The sequence below is a fragment of the Ruminococcus sp. 5_1_39BFAA genome (assembly GCF_964240875.1).
Classification (GTDB): Bacteria; Bacillota; Clostridia; order Lachnospirales; family Lachnospiraceae; genus Blautia_A.
Genome location: NZ_CAXSVO010000012.1, coordinates 32,577 through 48,067, shown reverse-complemented (window position 1 = coordinate 48,067; position 15,491 = coordinate 32,577). Strand labels below are relative to the sequence as shown.

Below are 15,491 nucleotides of genomic sequence, written 5' to 3'. Positions count from 1 at the left end.
GCTTCCGTTTAAAACAAAGTGGAGTACTTTCCTTTGAAATAAAAAATGCCGGGCAATATGCTTTCACTACTGCCCGGTCACTAAAAACTGAAATATGCAATTTTCTATTTTGACAAGCCATCCGACTTAAAAACCTACTGCATCAGATCGTATTTTATTACATCCATACAGACACTTCCGTCTACAAAGAACGAAATTTCATCCGCCTCCTGATGAGTGTACATAGTCGCGCTCATAACCTGCTCTCCGTCATTCACAAATACTTCCACGCTGAAGCGGTCCAGAATCAACCTCAGCTTCAGTTCTCCGTTGCTGCTGTTTACAAGACTGCGCCGCTGATGAATGATCGCTCTTCTTGATCCGGAAAACTTTCTGTCCACTTTCAGGATAGACTCCCTGGGGCGGAAGCTAAGTGCTGTATAATACTGCTCATCCTGTGCGAAGCGCACTGCAAACTTCTGGTAAAGCTCCTGTCCCTCTTCCGGATGTAGCCTGATTTCCATGTCAATCATTCTTCCCTTAACGCCATCCAGGCTAATCGTTCCGGTAAATGTAATATTCTGGAAGGCTACTTTTTTGCATCGCATTTCTTCCAGCTCCCGGATTGGCCTCTGATACAGTCTGTTGTTTTTTACGGACAATTCCCGCGGAATACTCATTTGTCCAAACCATGGTTCTTCCGGTGACCGAAGGTTGCAGGCATCCCAGTTCTGCATCCAGCCAATCATGATTCTCCGTCCATCCGGAGCAAGTACCGTTTGAGGCGCATAAAAATCTATGCCATAGTCAATAGACTGATCATACTCTTCTGTAAAAGTATCCGTTTTCTCGTCAAATGCTCCGATCAGGCAGAGCGTTCCGTTTCCATTATGATACTCAAAGCCCTGGGGCAGCATATCCTGAGGGCTGGTAAGGAGCACCCATTTTCCATCCAGTTGAAAGAAGTCCGGGCATTCCCACATCTTTCCAAAACGGTTTCTGTTGGAGATTAATATTTTTCTGAAATTCCATTGAAATCCATCCGGGCTGTTAAAGAGCAGAATCTGACCGCTTCCGTCTGCAGGACGGTTTCCTACCACACAGCAATAGGTTCCGTCTTCCTTCTGCCACATCTTTGGATCACGAAAGTCAAACCTGCTGCATCCCTCCGGCAGATTTTTCACACCAAGCACAGGATTTTTTTCATACTTTTTATAATCCACACCATCTCCAACAGCAAGGCATTGTGTCTGGACTTCCCGAATCATATCGTCCCCCTGATGCTCCTTCACCACTCCGGTATACATCAGAAGATGTCTGCCATCCGGCAATGTAATTGCACTTCCAGAAAAGCACCCATCTCTGTCATAAAACTCATCCGGTGCCAGTGCTGCCGGAAGATATTCCCAATATAAAAGGTCCTCGCTCACCGCATGACCCCAGTGCATGGGGCCCCATTTAGACTCATACGGATGATATTGGTAAAACATGTGATATTTTCCTTTATAGTATGAAAAACCATTGGGATCATTCATCCAGCCTGTCCGTGCAGATAAATGAAAATTCGGCCGTTCCTCTTCTTGAATCAATTTTTCAGAAGCCTCTTCATATTTTCGTGCTTCGCGCAGTGTCTGACTTGTCATATAGAAATCTCCTACAATTTATTATTTTGGTTCAGGCACACCGTTTCAGATGATGTGCCTGAAAAAGCTCTGGTTATTCGGACGCTTTCGCCTCCATATAACGGTCATACGCCCCTTGATAAACATTCAGCAATTCTTCCATACCGCACTTTTCTTTCAGCTTTGTAATATAGCTCTCCCACTGGGCATCTGTGGGGCCGCCTTCCTTCAGCCAAAGTCCTTCCTGTTCCGATACGGTATTTTCAAAATCTGTTTTATAGCGGTCAATGATATCCAGCTCGTCCTCCGTGTATACGCAATCCACAGGATACGTAACCATACTGTCCACATATGGCATCCAGAAATCGTTCAAATCTGTCAGACGTTCAATCGCACGGTCTTCCATTTTAAATGTGGTGCTGTAATAGTCGCTGAGGATCAGCTTTGGACCATATACCTCATATTCACCCTTTAATTCCCCGGCTGTCTTCCCGAATTTTTCTTTTGCTTCATCATCGGAAATACTGTTCCATACTCCATTTTCATCCTGGTCCACAAAATATGTACCAATCGGACCGTACTGAAGCTGCATTACATTTTCAGGCGCATACCACTGGTCAAAGAATTTCAGCAGATTTGCCGGGCTTTTGCATGCACTGGTAATACTTAAGTTACCGCTGTTGGTAGCACCGCCGGTACGCACTGTTACATTATGTGTTCCATCAGGTCCATCCAAAATCGGAAGAAATACATAATCGTCTGCATACTCTCCCATCAGTTCCTCAATATACCACCATGTCGATACGCCTACATATCCCTGAGAACACTTGGAAATCAACTGGGTATCACTCTGACTGAACATTTCCACATCCATCAGCCCTTCCTCATACCAGTCATGGAAATAAGTCAGCGCTTCACGGTATTTATCAGAAGCACAGATAAATTCAACCTTTCCGTCCGGATTCAGCACCAGGTCATTGATCACATCATTGGGCCAGTTGGTAAATCCGAAGCCTGCATAAAAAATATTCTGTCCCCAGCACCACTGATCAAAACCTGTGCTCATGGGAATTGTACTTCCCTTATCATTTCCATAATAGGCAGCGCTCATGTCATTTTCCTGGAATGCCACAAGAGCTTCGTGCAGTTCATCAAGAGTCGTCGGAACTTCCAGTCCCAGTTCATCCAGCCACGCCTTATTGATCATGCTGAACTGTGGAATCGTATAAATACTGTAGTCCTCTTCTGCCCCGATACCTGCTGTTCCCATTTTTTCTCCTGCCGGAAGTCCGTAAATACATCCGTCGCTCATGGTAATAGCACTTCTGATATCCGGATTTTCTTCCAGGATCTTTGTCAGATTCGGCATATACTCTTCCGTCAGATACGGTGTCAGATCAATAAAAGCACCGTCACTTCCGTAGGTGGTAATATCATAGTTACTAAAGCCCACCGCAAGAAAAGCATCCGGAAGCTGTCTTCCCGCGATACGGATATTTACCTGCTCACTCAGGGAATCGCTCATAACATTCCAGTCAATTTTTATACCGGCTTTTTCCTGCATCTGATTCAGAACTTCGTTATTGTCATAGCCTTTACTCAATGCACTGATCGCGCCCATAACTGTAAATTCTGTCTGAGATGTATCTGTATTTGCAACACCCGGTTCCATAATATATTGCTCCTGTTTACCGCATGCAGTTACAGAAATCATAAGACCGGCCGCTAATATACATGAAACTACTCTTTTCCACATCTTCACTCTTCTCATCTCCTTCTCTCTGAATCTCATCAGCCTTTTACCGCACCTGCCATGAAGCCTTTTTCAAAATATTTCTGCACAAACGGATAAATCACAAGCATCGGTGCTGCCGCTACGATAATAGATGAAAACTTGATCATCTCTGTCAGCTTATTCAGCTCGGCATAGCCTCCGGAAATCATACTTGCCTGACTTGCACTTGCTGAACTCTTGATCAGAATATTTCTAAGTACCAACGGCAGCGGAGCATTTTCCTGTCCCGGCAGATAGATCAACGCGGTAAACCAGTCGTTCCAGTAAGCAACCATACTGAATACAACCATAACTGCCATAATAGAACGACTCAGAGGAACAATGATTTTGATAAATGTAGTCCATTTGGAAGCTCCGTCTATTTCAGCCGCTTCCACCATTTCTTTCGGAATACTGTGTTCAAAGAAATTACGTACAATAATCATATTTCCCACTGCAACTCCTCCGGGAATGACCAACGCCCACATGCTGTCGATCAAACCGGTATCTCTGACGATCAAATATGTAGGTATCAGCCCTCCGCCGAAATACATGGTAATAATGAAGAAAATACTAAGGAATTTTCTTCCCGGCAAATCCTTAATACTCAGCGGATAAGCGGTCAAATACACCATCACGACCGAAAAAATAGTTCCGACTACGGTATACTTTATGCTGTTCAGATAACCGGTAATAATGCTGCTGTCCGCAAACACCGCCTTATAGCCATCCAGAGTGAATTCACTCGGTAACAGAAATGTCTTTCCCGCATACACATCATATGGATTGGAAACGGAAGCAATCAGCACATAATAAAGCGGATATGCTACTAAAAGCGCAACAATAAGGCAAATCGCTACCAGAACGATATCGCTGGCTTTATCTGATAAGCCCCGCAGTTGTCCTGCCTGTTTTTTCTTTCCCATACCGCACCTCCTATACAAAGCTTACATCTTCAGAAAGTTTACTGGTTATCTTGTTCACAACGATCAGCAGGATAACATTGACTACGGTATTAAACAGCCCGACTGCCGTTGAATAACTGTATTTTGCATGTTCAATACCCTGCTGGTAAACGTACACCGCGATCACATCACTGGTTGCCTTGTTCAAGTCCGTCTGCATCAGGAATACCTTTTCGAAACCTACATTCATAAGATTACCTGCGCTCATAATCAGCATCAGCACGATCTGCGGTACCAGCTCCGGCAAATCGATGAACCGGATGCGCTGGAACATGGATGCCCCATCTATTTTTGCTGCTTCATAATGAGAGGTATCAATGTTTGCCAGAGTAGCCATATATACGATGATCCCCCAGCCCGCATCCTGCCAGATACCGGATGCGATATAAATGGTTCTGAAAGCTGCAGCTTCCGAAAGAAAATCAATGTTGGTTCCTGCGAGCAGATTGATCAGACCTCCTGACGGGCTTAAAAAGATACGAAGCATTCCGCATACAACCATAACAGAAATAAAGTGCGGCGCGTACAGAACTGTCTGTATGGTTCTTTTAAACTTATTAAACCTCAATTGATTTATCAGCAATGCCAGGATAATGGGGATTGGAAAGCTCCAAAGCAAGCTGTAAAAGCTCAGCAATATTGTATTTTTTATCATTCGTACACAGTTCGGTGAGCTGAAGAAACGTATAAACCATTTAAGTCCTACCCATTCGCTTTCCCACATACCGCGGACAGATTTGTAATCCCTGAATGCAATCTGAATACCATACATTGGTATGTACTTGTAGATAATCGTCAGTATAACAGGTATCAGAAGCATCAGATACAACTGCCAGTAGGCCCGCATACGTTTTAATACGGGCTTTTCTCCGGTATTTTTTCTTTGGACTGCTGTTTTTAACCTACCCATGTAATCTCTCCTTCCTTTTTCATGCCGAAAATAATGATATATCTCCGGCAGTTTTGGTTCAGCAGTTGACTGGCCACGATCACCTGCCCCAGCGTTTTCCATCATGATTTCAATGAAACGTTATTTCATCGCTTCACTAAAAATAGCACCTTTTAATTTCCCCGTCAAGTATTTATTTGCTCACTTTTTGTAAATCATTACATTTTTATTTGATTTTCACAATTTAAAAATAGCACTTTTGTATATCTTATCTACATGTAACGTTTCATGAAATTTTATCAAAAATCACTTTACAAACGCATTCAAAAGAACTATAATAGTTTTCATGAAATAAAAGAGAGGTATTCATTATGAGAAAGAAAAAGTCCGCTCCCACAATGAAAGACGTTGCTTTTGAGGCTGGTGTCGCACTGGGCACCGTATCTAAGGTCATCAACGGTCAGCCCGTAGGCGAGTCCTATCGGATCCGCGTGGAAGAGGCGATCAAGAAACTGAATTATCATGTCAACAGCTATGCCCAGGGCCTGAAGGCGAGCAAAACCTACACAGTCGCTTTGCTCATACCAAATACATTTCACCCCTATTTTGCCAAGTTAGCATACCAAATCAACCATTCCCTTTTAAAGAGGAAATACAGGATGCTGCTTTGCTCTACCGATTACGACCATGGTGCAGAGCAAGAGTACATTACCATGGTCCAGCAAAATAAAGTAGACGGAATCATCGGACTGACTTATAATCCTGATCTGCATATTGAAGACAACATTCCCTTTGTTTCCATAGATCGTTCCATGGGAGCTCACATCCCCTGCGTTGCCTCCGATAATTTTTCCGGCGGACAGATTGCAGCGGAAAAGCTGGCAGACCTGGGTTGTAAAAATGTTGCGTTTCTGCGAATAGGCTCTTCCCTCACCAACGAACCCAACAAACGCCGGGCTGGCTTTGAAAACGGTTGTCTGGCAAGAAACCTGCATTACAGTTCAAAAATTCTGGAGGATGGCGCTTCTATCAATGAATTCGAAGTTTATCTGACAGAACATATGCACAACGGAAAGCTTGATTTTGACGGTCTATTCTGCGTTACAGACCGTATGGCCTATGACGTAATAAAAATGTTGAAAAAACTGAATGTGAGAGTTCCTGAAGATGTGCAGGTAATTGGATTTGACGGTCTCCAGGCTTTCGGAGATGGCGATTATATCTGTTCTACCATTGTACAGCCTGTAGAGGAGATTGCAGAAATGTGTGTAGAACTTCTGCTTCAGGAGAATTTGAGCACCAAGCCTCCGCTGGTCTGCCTGCCTGTTTCCTATGCGTATGGCGGCACAACAAAAGAATCTCAGGAAGGAAAGAGTCCCCTGTTATGAGAAGGGAATTGGCAGCTCTGTCCCATATGAAACCAATGACGATACTGTTATAGACCTTTATGATGGACAGCTAATTGCAATGACTATAAAACTAACCAAAGGAATTTTTTTCAGAAAGGAAAAGACATGTATCCTGCAACTCCAATTGCCGAAAACCATATCCGCATCACCCGTACACTTTTCCGGGAGGCCATGCACACTACAGAAAGTAAATCATACAGAAAAACAATTCAAAAGCTGGCATTGATTTTGCTTGTACTTTATGCTGCTGCCGTCTGGCTGTTTCATATGAGCGGCTCTGTATTTTTTCTTCTGGGAGAGTCTGTATTTTTGGCAGCTCTGCTTTTCTGGCTGTTTGTTATGCTGCCCGGCACCCGGATGCGCAGCAAATATAAGGCTATGACGCCTGTCGGAAGTGCTGTCCCGGAAAGAACCATTAAATTTTATGAAACCCACCTGACTGTCGCTGCCAATACAGGTGAAGAAACGGTTATCTCCTATAAGGATGTGATCGGTTTCCACCAGACCAGAAATTTATATATCCTTAGCTGCCAGCATAACAGATGTATCCTGCTTGACAAAGCCGGGTTTGTTACAGGTGATTTTCATTCCATAGAAACGCTGCTTCTTTAAAAAATGACCGAACAATATAGGATGCCGGACGCTCTCATTTTTGGCTCATATCACCCTCGTTTATATCGCGGTCATATAGAAACTGATCTGCTACGCGAAGCTTTTTATTTAAAGTTTCTTTTTTATTTACCAAAATAACACAAGTATACTTGAAGTCAATAGGAAAATGTGAAAAAATGCGCCTTGACATTTTTGATGATTTTGGGTATCATTTTTATATAACGTGTAGCGTGACTGCGTAATCCCAGTTCTTTGCTACACGTTTATTTTTTGTTGGAGGTGATATTATAAAAGAGTGGAAATACTGTAAACGTTCTGCGTCAGCCTTTGAAGCCGCTGATGAGGAGACGCAGACATCTGTAGTTTGAAGTGTGCAGCCAGGAGGCATAAGTCCAGCTATCCTGACCGCACACTTTTTTTGTAATATTGGAGACAAAACAATTGGAGGTAAAACAAAATGAATTCAAAATCCAACTCTTTTCTGGAAACAGAAAAAATAGGCAAATTGATGCGGAAATACTCAATTCCCTGCATCATTTCTCTTCTGGTCGCTGCATTGTATAACATTGTAGATCAGATTTTCATCGCAAATGCGGATTATCTTGGCTCTTACGGCAATGCTGCCAACACGGTTGTGTTCCCCCTGACCGTTGTCGCCCTCTCTATTGCCGTAATGATCGGTGACGGCTGCTGTGCTTTTGTCAGCATCAGCCTTGGGGCAGGAAAAAAGGAGGATGCACATAAGAGCATCGGAAATTCCATATTGCTCTGCATCATCAGCAGTGTCATACTTACTGCAATTTATCTGATATTTATGGAAACGATTTTGACCTTCTTTGGCGGAAAAGTAAATCCGGAAACTTATTCCTGTGCAAAGGAATACTTCTTCTGGATTTCCCTTGGTATTCCGTTCTATATGTTCGGTCAGGCAATGAATCCCATCATCCGTTCTGACGGCAGTCCCAAATTTGCCATGTTTGCAACTGTCGCAGGCGCCATCACGAATATCATCCTTGACCCTGTTTTCATTTTTCCAATGAAAATGGGCATGAAGGGCGCTGCTATCGCAACGGTAATGGGCCAGATCCTTACTGCTGCGCTCTCCGTCTGGTATTTGTTCCATATGAAAGCTGTTAAGCTGGAAAAAGGCAGCTTTGGCTTATGGCCGCACCTGATGAAAAGTTTTCTGGTTCTTGGAATTACCAGCTTCCTGTCACAGATCTCCCTTGTCATCTCCATGGCAGCGGTTCAAAACATGTGTACCAAATACGGCGCTATGGATCCGGTATTCGGTCAGCCGGAATATGCCCAGATCCCTTTGGCAGTCCTGGGCATTGTTATGAAATTTTTCCAGATCGCCATTTCCATTTCCGTCGGTTTGGCAGCCGGCTGTATCCCTGTTGTTGGTTATAACATTGGTGCCAAACGCAAAGACAGGGCTAAGACGCTTTTTACTTATCTGCTTGCTGCGGAGGCGGCAGTTGGTGCGGTTGCTCTTCTGATCGTTGAGCTGTTTCCTGCTCAGTTGATCGGGATTTTTGGCGCAGCAAACGAAAGTGCATATTATACGGATTTTGCAGTCAAGAGTTTCCGCATTTATCTTTGCATGATGATCCTTGCTACCGTAAACAAGGGCACCTTTATCTACCTGCAGGCTTTGGGAAAGGCAGTGGAATCCACCCTGATCTCACTTACCCGTGAAATTATCCTTGGTGTATTCCTTCCGATCATTCTTCCAATCTTCTTTGGATTGGATGGTTTGCTGTATTCTTTCCCAACAGCCGATATCCTTACATTTATTTTTGCAGCTTTTATTATCCAAAGAACTTATAAAGAACTCAGCACTGAGCACAGTGTTGTAAGATAAAGGAGGTATATGAAATGAGCAACAGAATTATCACCATCAGCCGTGAATTCGGCAGCGGCGGTCGCACCATTGGCAGAAGAACCGCAGAAAAGCTTGGGATTCCCTGCTACGATGCCGAGCTGATCTACAAAATCGCAAAAGAGAGTGGATTTTCAGCACAATATATCAAAGAAGAAGGGGAAGGGGCAGCCGGAGGATGGCTTTCTCCGATTCTGTCCGACCGTGCTATGGGGCCCACCAATCAGGATAAATTATGGCTGATCCAGCGAAAGCTCATCCTGGAACTGGCGGAAAAAAGCTCCTGTGTCATCGTAGGCAGATGCGCTGACTTCATTTTAAAAGGCAAGGCAGACTGCTTAAACGTATTTATTCACGCCAGCATGGAGTATCGTGCAGATCGAATTGTAAAGGAATACGGCGAAAGAGAAGAAGCGCCTGAACGCCGCCTGAAGGAAAAAGATAAACGCCGTGCTGCTTATCACCGCTTCTACACGGATATGAAATGGGGTCGCGCCCAAAACTACCATCTGTGTCTGAACAGCGGAGCGCTTGGAATTGATAAATGTGTTGAAATCCTTACGGATTTATATTAAACCATTCCTTTTCTATAGCATAAAAGGGCCGGCAGCTATCGGAACTCCATACGATTTTACGTATCTATTCCGGCTGCCGGCTGTACCGCTAAATGCTTCTGAAACCTGAAAGGGCGCTTTTTCTTTATATTGCTCCCAGCAACCCATATATCATAGTTCCTGCCACCCCGCTGCCTAAGATGATGGTTATGGCATTTGCCTTAAATCTTCTTAACAAAAACAGCGCTGCGGCAAAAATCCCCAATTCCACGATCCGTATATCGCCTACAGAGGCTTCGTATATTTCCGCCTGGAACAAGCCCAGCATAAGAATGGATGCTCCTGCTGAAGCAATCAGCGCTACAACGGCAGGACGCATAGCCCCAAGAACTACCTGTACGCCGCTAACGGAACGATATTTGTAATAAAAATGTGCAAGCGTAAGACATATACAAAATGACGGGATGATACATCCGATCGTGCACAGCAATACCCCGGGAATTCCCGCAATCCGCATTCCCACGAAAGTAGCCGAATTAATGGAAATCGGCCCTGGGGTCATCTCTGCCACTGTGATCAGATCCGAAAACTCCTCCAGAGTCATCAGACCATGAATGTTTACAATCTGCTCCTGGATCAGTGGAATCGCTGCATAGCCCCCGCCTACACTAAATAAACCAACCTGAATAAAAGCAAAAAATAATTTCAATAATAACATTTACGCCGCCATACCTTTCTTTTTTCTCATTGTAACCGCCAGGTCTGCAAGTCCGATTCCAAGACATGTCAGGATCACAAGCATTGCACTGACATCCAAAAGATACGTTGCGATAAATGCTGCCAGCATCATCCCGATATACAAAGGTCTTTTTGTTTTTAGTACATTTCCAGCCAGATTCATCACCACATCGAAGATAACCGCAGCTACCCCCGCCCGCATCACCTGCAATGCCGTGGCAATATAGGGATTGGTGCGAAACTGTTCATAAAACAGGGAAATAATGGAAATAATGACCATCGGCGGAAGTATGGTTCCCAGTATTGCGGTCAGAGAGCCCACAACGCCGGCTATCCGATAGCCGATAATGACAGAGGCATTTACAGGGAGAGGCCCTGGAGCTGACTGTGTAATGGCTGTCACATCAAGCATTTCATTTTCTTCAAGCCACTTTAGTTCTTCTACATACCTCTTTTTCATCAGGGAAACGATCACAAATCCTCCGCCAAAGGTACAGGCGCTTAATACAAACATGGATTTGAACAAGGTCCATAATTTATCGTGCTCTTTTTCCATAACTGCCTCCGTGAGTTTATTTTTCCTTTCAAAAAAACTTATCACGGATATTATTGTCATTGTCCTGCGTTTTATTCTTATCTGATGTTTCTCATAGATTCCTATTTCAGTCTGTCATATTCACTATCCGAGACAGGCTCACACCATTCATTTTCCGTTTTCTCGCCCGGAACCTCGATGGCAAGATGAGAAAACCAGCTATCCGGCGCTGCTCCGTGCCAATGCTTCACCTCCGCAGGTATATTCACGACATCACCGGGATGCAGCTCGCGCGGCTCTTTTCCCCATTCCTGATAATAACCGCGTCCGGCGGTAACCAGAAGAATCTGTCCTCCTCCGGTTTTGGCATGATGAATGTGCCAGTTATTACGGCAGCCCGGCTCAAAGGTTACATTGCCGATCACTACCTGCTCCAGAGAGAGCATATTCAGATAACTCTGTCCAACAAAATATTTCGCAAAAGCTGTATTCTCTCCTCCACGCGGGAAAATATCTTTAAATTCGCTCATATTCAATCCTCCTGTTTATTTTTCTCATATTGCTATGGTTCATTCCTATCCAGATCAGTCCCGTCAATGCTTGCATTTAAAAAGCATACCGGAAGCCTCCCGATATGCTCATTATATAACTCATTTTTTATTATGTCGAATACCTGTTTTCTATCCTTCTGTCATGCCTAAAAAGCATTTCATGTGCTCCAAAAAACGCACTGTCGCCGCTGAAAAAGGCTGCTGCCTTTTCCATGCAAGAATAGAAGTGGCAGTTAATTCCGGATACAGCGGCAACATACATACTTCCGAACACTCCAGAAATGGCAGAGCCCCCTCAACAATAAGGGCATAGCCAACCCCGGCACGTACCAGAAGGGCAGCATTTGTGCTTAAATTACTCACTCCTGTCATCTTCAGCTTCTCATAGTAATTCCCAAACCAGTTTGCCACCTCATTATGTACCTTTTGTCTGCTTGGCATGATCACCGGAATGTCTGCTAAATCTTCAGCAGTCACATACTCCCGTTTTGCCAGAGGAACACCAGACGGCATGACCGCAGCCCACCGTTCCTTTATCGGCATACGAATGTATTCGTAACGCTCTGTCTCCGCAGGCTCCAATAAAAGTCCAATATCTGTCAATCCCTCATCCATCCGGCTCTTGATCTGATCTGCATTGGCCGTATAAACATCAAAGACAACCCGTGGATATTTTCCATGAAAATCAGCAATTGCCTCAGTCAAAAGCTTTACAGACGCCAGCTCTCCGCATCCGATCGATATGGTTCCTTCAATCTGTTCCTCCTGCGCCGATAATTCCTCCTCCGTCTTTTCTACCAGTTCAAGAATTTCCTCCGCTCTGCGCCGCAGCAGAAGCCCCTCATTTGTCAGGGTCAGTGGCCTGCTGCCCCGAAGGAACAGTTTCACGCCGATTTCCTCCTCCAACAATGCCATCTGACGGCTTAATGTCGGCTGAGTAATATGCAGTATTTTCGCAGCATTTGTAATGTTCTGCTCCTTTGCAACAGTCAAAAAATAATGTAATAATCTTGTCTCAATCATAATTTTTTCTCTTATCAATGCCCTCAAGATTTATCTATCCGTTATTCTATCCTCCGGTGTATTTTCTCGATCAAAGAGGCTTGCGGGCAACCAGGATCATTCTCATACTATCTCCGGTTAAGGGCTGGAAATGTTCACCAAATGACTGTTCCAGGACCAGCCCGGCCTCCTGTACCTCCAGCGCATTTTCCAGCATATTGGCATACATACGATATCCCAAAGCAACCGCTGTATTTCGGAATGTACTGGTCTTACCTGGGACAGGATAGATACGCCAGCCGAATTGTGAATTACAATGAATACTTGCGTTCATAATACGGACGCCATGAAGAAAAGAAGTGTTGAGATATTTGAAAAAGCAGCGGGTTTGTCAACCAGCCTAAAATAAGGTTGGCAAACGGTTGACAAAGCCCACATTTTTCGTCTTCTTAATACCTTAAAACCCGCTTATTTACGGGAAAGCTCACAAATTGTTTCGATTGTCTTTTCGTTGAGCAACCGAATTTCATATCCCTCTTGTCCATCATAATAAACAGGAAACTTGAAGTTGATCTGCTGAATAATGCGTTCGTTCGTTTTCCGATCCGGGTATAACTCTATGCTCTCAATAAAATCCTTGATAAACTCCTTCTTCTCCAGGTCTGTCATTTTATAGTATATTATATCAAAGTGTTCCAGGATTTTATAGACTTCTTTTGCCGTTAAATGCTCACTATACGCATTATGGATTTTTTCATTGATATCAGTAATCATATCCTCTATATCACTGATCTTATCATAAAGCGTATCCAAACGGTCTTGCATATCCTGATACTTCCGGTCATAATGCTTATCACTTACATCCAGCTTGTCAAGCATATCCATCAGTTTCTTCTTCGCACCTGTCAGCTGACGGAGCTGCTGCCTCAACTGTTCTCTTTCTTCCTCTAAAGCACTGACATCTATTTTCTGTTCCAGTCTATGTTTAATAAACTCTCCAAAACTTTCATTATTTATCATATCGAGGATAACTTCTTCTACTTGCTGGTTAAGCTCATTCTGGTTCAAAGAAAATTTGTAGTTACAAAAATGTTCTTCATCCATTTTCTTCCGATGCAGACATCTGTAATAAAAATCATCTTTGTATTCACCGGTCTTTTTGTTTTTCCGGCGGCGGACGGTTCCCGCCATTCCCGTGCCACAAAGTGGGCACTTAATAATACCAGACAAAATATGCTCATGCTCCAGACTATGTGTTTTATTCCATTTCACACCATTCTCTTTTCTCTTTTGTTGTGCTTCTTCCCACAGGTTCTCATTTATAATTGCCTCGTGTTTTCCGTCTGCAAGAAGATAACCGTCCACCTTGACACGATGATACTGATCTCTGGTCCCTTTCACTTTTTGTGTTTTACTTTTACCATATGCTATTTTCCGGTATACACGGGATTATCAAGAATATTCACTAAAAGTCCACGGGTAAAATAGTTAAGCTCAAAATCCCTTCCCTTTCGTTTTTCATAACCGTGCTGGTTCAGATAATTGCAGATCGTATCAATCCCCATATCTTCATTGACATATTTTTCATATATGATTCTTACGATCTCTGCCTCATCTGGTTCAATAACAAGAGTATCCTCTTTGCTGTCAATGCTATATCCAAATGGTGCAAGACCACCATTCCATTTTCCTTCCCTGGCTTTTTGCTTTCTTCCCTCCATTGTCTGAACCAGAATATTTTCTCTTTCAATTTCAGCCACAGCGGAGAGTACCGTAATCGTCAGCTTTTCCGAATCCTTAGACGAATCAATTCCATCCTCAACACAGATCAGGTTCACACCAAAATCCTGAATATATTGTAATGAGTTCAAAACGTCTGCTGCATTACGGCCAAATCTTGACAGTTTAAACACAAGGATATAATCTACCCCATCCCGATCATCCGCCACATCCTGAAGCATTTGAGAAAATTCCGGTCTCCCCGTAATATTCTTACCGGATTTTCCCGCATCGCAATATTCACGGACAACCTCCATGTGCTGAAAATCAGCATACTTAGTCAAACGGTCTTTTTGCGCCTCTAAGCTGTAGCCCTCTACCTGCATTGCGGTAGAAACCCGCATATATAAATAACATTTTTTCTTCTTATCCTTCATCGTTCACATTCTCACTTTCCATTATTTCCACAGAGGTATCTATCATTTTAAAATGCTTCAATGCTTCCAGCAGCATTTTTTCTTTATTCTTCGGACACTGGGGAACTCTTTTCTTTGGATCTGCCGCCAGGTTGTAATTCTTCCCCATATCCAAACCATATTTCCGTTTTATTTGAGCAATATAAAGGGTATGTATGTTCGCTCCATAAGTGTCTTTGATGTATTTCTTGATCTCCGCATAGGTTGCTTTCGCTTCCGCTGCAGTCAGCTCGGTTTTAGTACAATCCAACGTGAAACGAATATCGCTTTCCGTATTGCCTTCCGGTATCAGACCATCTTCCCCATATGAGATTGAAAAACGAAACGAAATGCTTTTCAGTATTCTGCCATCTGTTTTTTCTTCTGGAAATACCTCTATCCTTTCAATAAACAGCCGGTACATCTGCCTCCGTTCTTCGCATGACATCTTCTCATATAGTTTTTCAAAATTGTCAAGCATAGCTTCGATATTATCAGCTGCCCTGACACCTCTGTTTACCGCTTCAATTTTCCCAACGACTATCGAAATCTTTTTTTCAACCTCATCTACTTTATCATAGCTGTCATCAAGGGCGGATTGGATTTTTTCGTATCTTTTATCATAATCTTCGTCAAACACATCTAAATTGTCCAGTTCCGTTCCCAACTTCCTTTTCTGCATTTCTAATCCACGCAGTTTTTTCCGAAGCTGTTTTAAATTCCTTTCCAATTTTTCGACATCTGACTTTTCACTGCTTGAAGCAATAACCGCTCTTTTAAATTCCGGCATCCCGCTCAACTT

General features: G+C 43.4%; 16 protein-coding genes. 4 read left to right on the top strand and 12 right to left on the bottom strand.

What is annotated here, in order from left to right; genetic code table 11:
- Window positions 1-134 precede the first annotated feature (134 nt).
- The 4 genes from ACESZH_RS13555 to ACESZH_RS13540 all read right to left on the bottom strand — a co-directional run bounded on the left by ACESZH_RS13555 (window position 135) and on the right by ACESZH_RS13540 (window position 5,250).
- A complete protein-coding gene (locus ACESZH_RS13555) occupies window positions 135-1,622 on the bottom strand; it encodes a glycoside hydrolase family 32 protein (RefSeq protein WP_373217024.1) in 1,488 nt (495 codons plus the stop codon).
- 73 nt (window positions 1,623-1,695) lie between these two features.
- A complete protein-coding gene (locus ACESZH_RS13550; protein ID WP_373217172.1) occupies window positions 1,696-3,357 on the bottom strand; it encodes a sugar ABC transporter substrate-binding protein in 1,662 nt (553 codons plus the stop codon).
- Window positions 3,358-3,392: 35 nt separating this feature from the next.
- The gene (locus ACESZH_RS13545; RefSeq protein ID WP_373217023.1) at window positions 3,393-4,301 is read right to left on the bottom strand and encodes a carbohydrate ABC transporter permease; all 909 of its coding nucleotides are present in this window, start codon (window positions 4,299-4,301) and stop codon (window positions 3,393-3,395) included.
- 10 nt (window positions 4,302-4,311) lie between these two features.
- Complete coding sequence (locus ACESZH_RS13540) at window positions 4,312-5,250, bottom strand: ABC transporter permease (RefSeq protein WP_373217021.1); 939 nt, start codon at window positions 5,248-5,250, stop codon at window positions 4,312-4,314.
- 350 nt (window positions 5,251-5,600) lie between these two features.
- Between ACESZH_RS13540 and ACESZH_RS13535 the strand changes: the two genes are divergently transcribed.
- From ACESZH_RS13535 to ACESZH_RS13520, 4 genes are all read left to right on the top strand, one after another.
- Window positions 5,601-6,617, top strand: coding sequence for a LacI family DNA-binding transcriptional regulator (locus ACESZH_RS13535; protein ID WP_373217020.1), 1,017 nt, complete (start codon window positions 5,601-5,603; stop codon window positions 6,615-6,617).
- Between the two features lie 126 nt (window positions 6,618-6,743).
- Window positions 6,744-7,250 (top strand): YcxB family protein, encoded by a 507-nt coding sequence (locus ACESZH_RS13530; protein ID WP_373217019.1) that lies wholly within the window; start codon window positions 6,744-6,746, stop codon window positions 7,248-7,250.
- Window positions 7,251-7,707: 457 nt separating this feature from the next.
- Window positions 7,708-9,117, top strand: a complete 1,410-nt coding sequence (locus tag ACESZH_RS13525) for an MATE family efflux transporter (RefSeq protein WP_373217017.1) — start codon at window positions 7,708-7,710, stop codon at window positions 9,115-9,117.
- 14 nt (window positions 9,118-9,131) lie between these two features.
- Window positions 9,132-9,710 (top strand): AAA family ATPase, encoded by a 579-nt coding sequence (locus ACESZH_RS13520; RefSeq protein WP_373217015.1) that lies wholly within the window; start codon window positions 9,132-9,134, stop codon window positions 9,708-9,710.
- Window positions 9,711-9,834: 124 nt separating this feature from the next.
- Here ACESZH_RS13520 and ACESZH_RS13515 read toward each other — a convergent pair whose 3' ends face one another.
- The 8 genes from ACESZH_RS13515 to ACESZH_RS13480 all read right to left on the bottom strand — a co-directional run bounded on the left by ACESZH_RS13515 (window position 9,835) and on the right by ACESZH_RS13480 (window position 15,479).
- Window positions 9,835-10,407, bottom strand: a complete 573-nt coding sequence (locus ACESZH_RS13515) for a chromate transporter (RefSeq protein ID WP_373217014.1) — start codon at window positions 10,405-10,407, stop codon at window positions 9,835-9,837.
- Window positions 10,408-10,983 carry a chromate transporter gene (locus ACESZH_RS13510; RefSeq protein ID WP_373217013.1) on the bottom strand — a complete coding sequence of 192 codons (576 nt, stop codon included), beginning with the start codon at window positions 10,981-10,983 and terminating at the stop codon, window positions 10,408-10,410.
- Between the two features lie 101 nt (window positions 10,984-11,084).
- Window positions 11,085-11,492 carry a cupin domain-containing protein gene (locus ACESZH_RS13505; RefSeq protein ID WP_373217012.1) on the bottom strand — a complete coding sequence of 136 codons (408 nt, stop codon included), beginning with the start codon at window positions 11,490-11,492 and terminating at the stop codon, window positions 11,085-11,087.
- Between the two features lie 150 nt (window positions 11,493-11,642).
- Entirely contained in the window at window positions 11,643-12,536 is an 894-nt protein-coding gene (locus tag ACESZH_RS13500; RefSeq protein WP_373217011.1) for a LysR family transcriptional regulator, read from the bottom strand.
- Window positions 12,537-12,606: 70 nt separating this feature from the next.
- Entirely contained in the window at window positions 12,607-12,849 is a 243-nt protein-coding gene (locus ACESZH_RS13495; RefSeq protein WP_373217009.1) for a hypothetical protein, read from the bottom strand.
- A 134-nt stretch (window positions 12,850-12,983) separates the two neighbouring features.
- Window positions 12,984-13,916, bottom strand: a complete 933-nt coding sequence (locus ACESZH_RS13490; protein WP_373217007.1) for a recombinase zinc beta ribbon domain-containing protein — start codon at window positions 13,914-13,916, stop codon at window positions 12,984-12,986.
- 26 nt (window positions 13,917-13,942) lie between these two features.
- A complete protein-coding gene (locus ACESZH_RS13485) occupies window positions 13,943-14,671 on the bottom strand; it encodes a recombinase family protein (RefSeq protein ID WP_373217005.1) in 729 nt (242 codons plus the stop codon).
- A complete protein-coding gene (locus ACESZH_RS13480; protein WP_373217003.1) occupies window positions 14,661-15,479 on the bottom strand; it encodes a hypothetical protein in 819 nt (272 codons plus the stop codon). The genes ACESZH_RS13485 and ACESZH_RS13480 overlap by 11 nt, the downstream gene beginning before the upstream one ends.
- Window positions 15,480-15,491 lie beyond the last annotated feature (12 nt).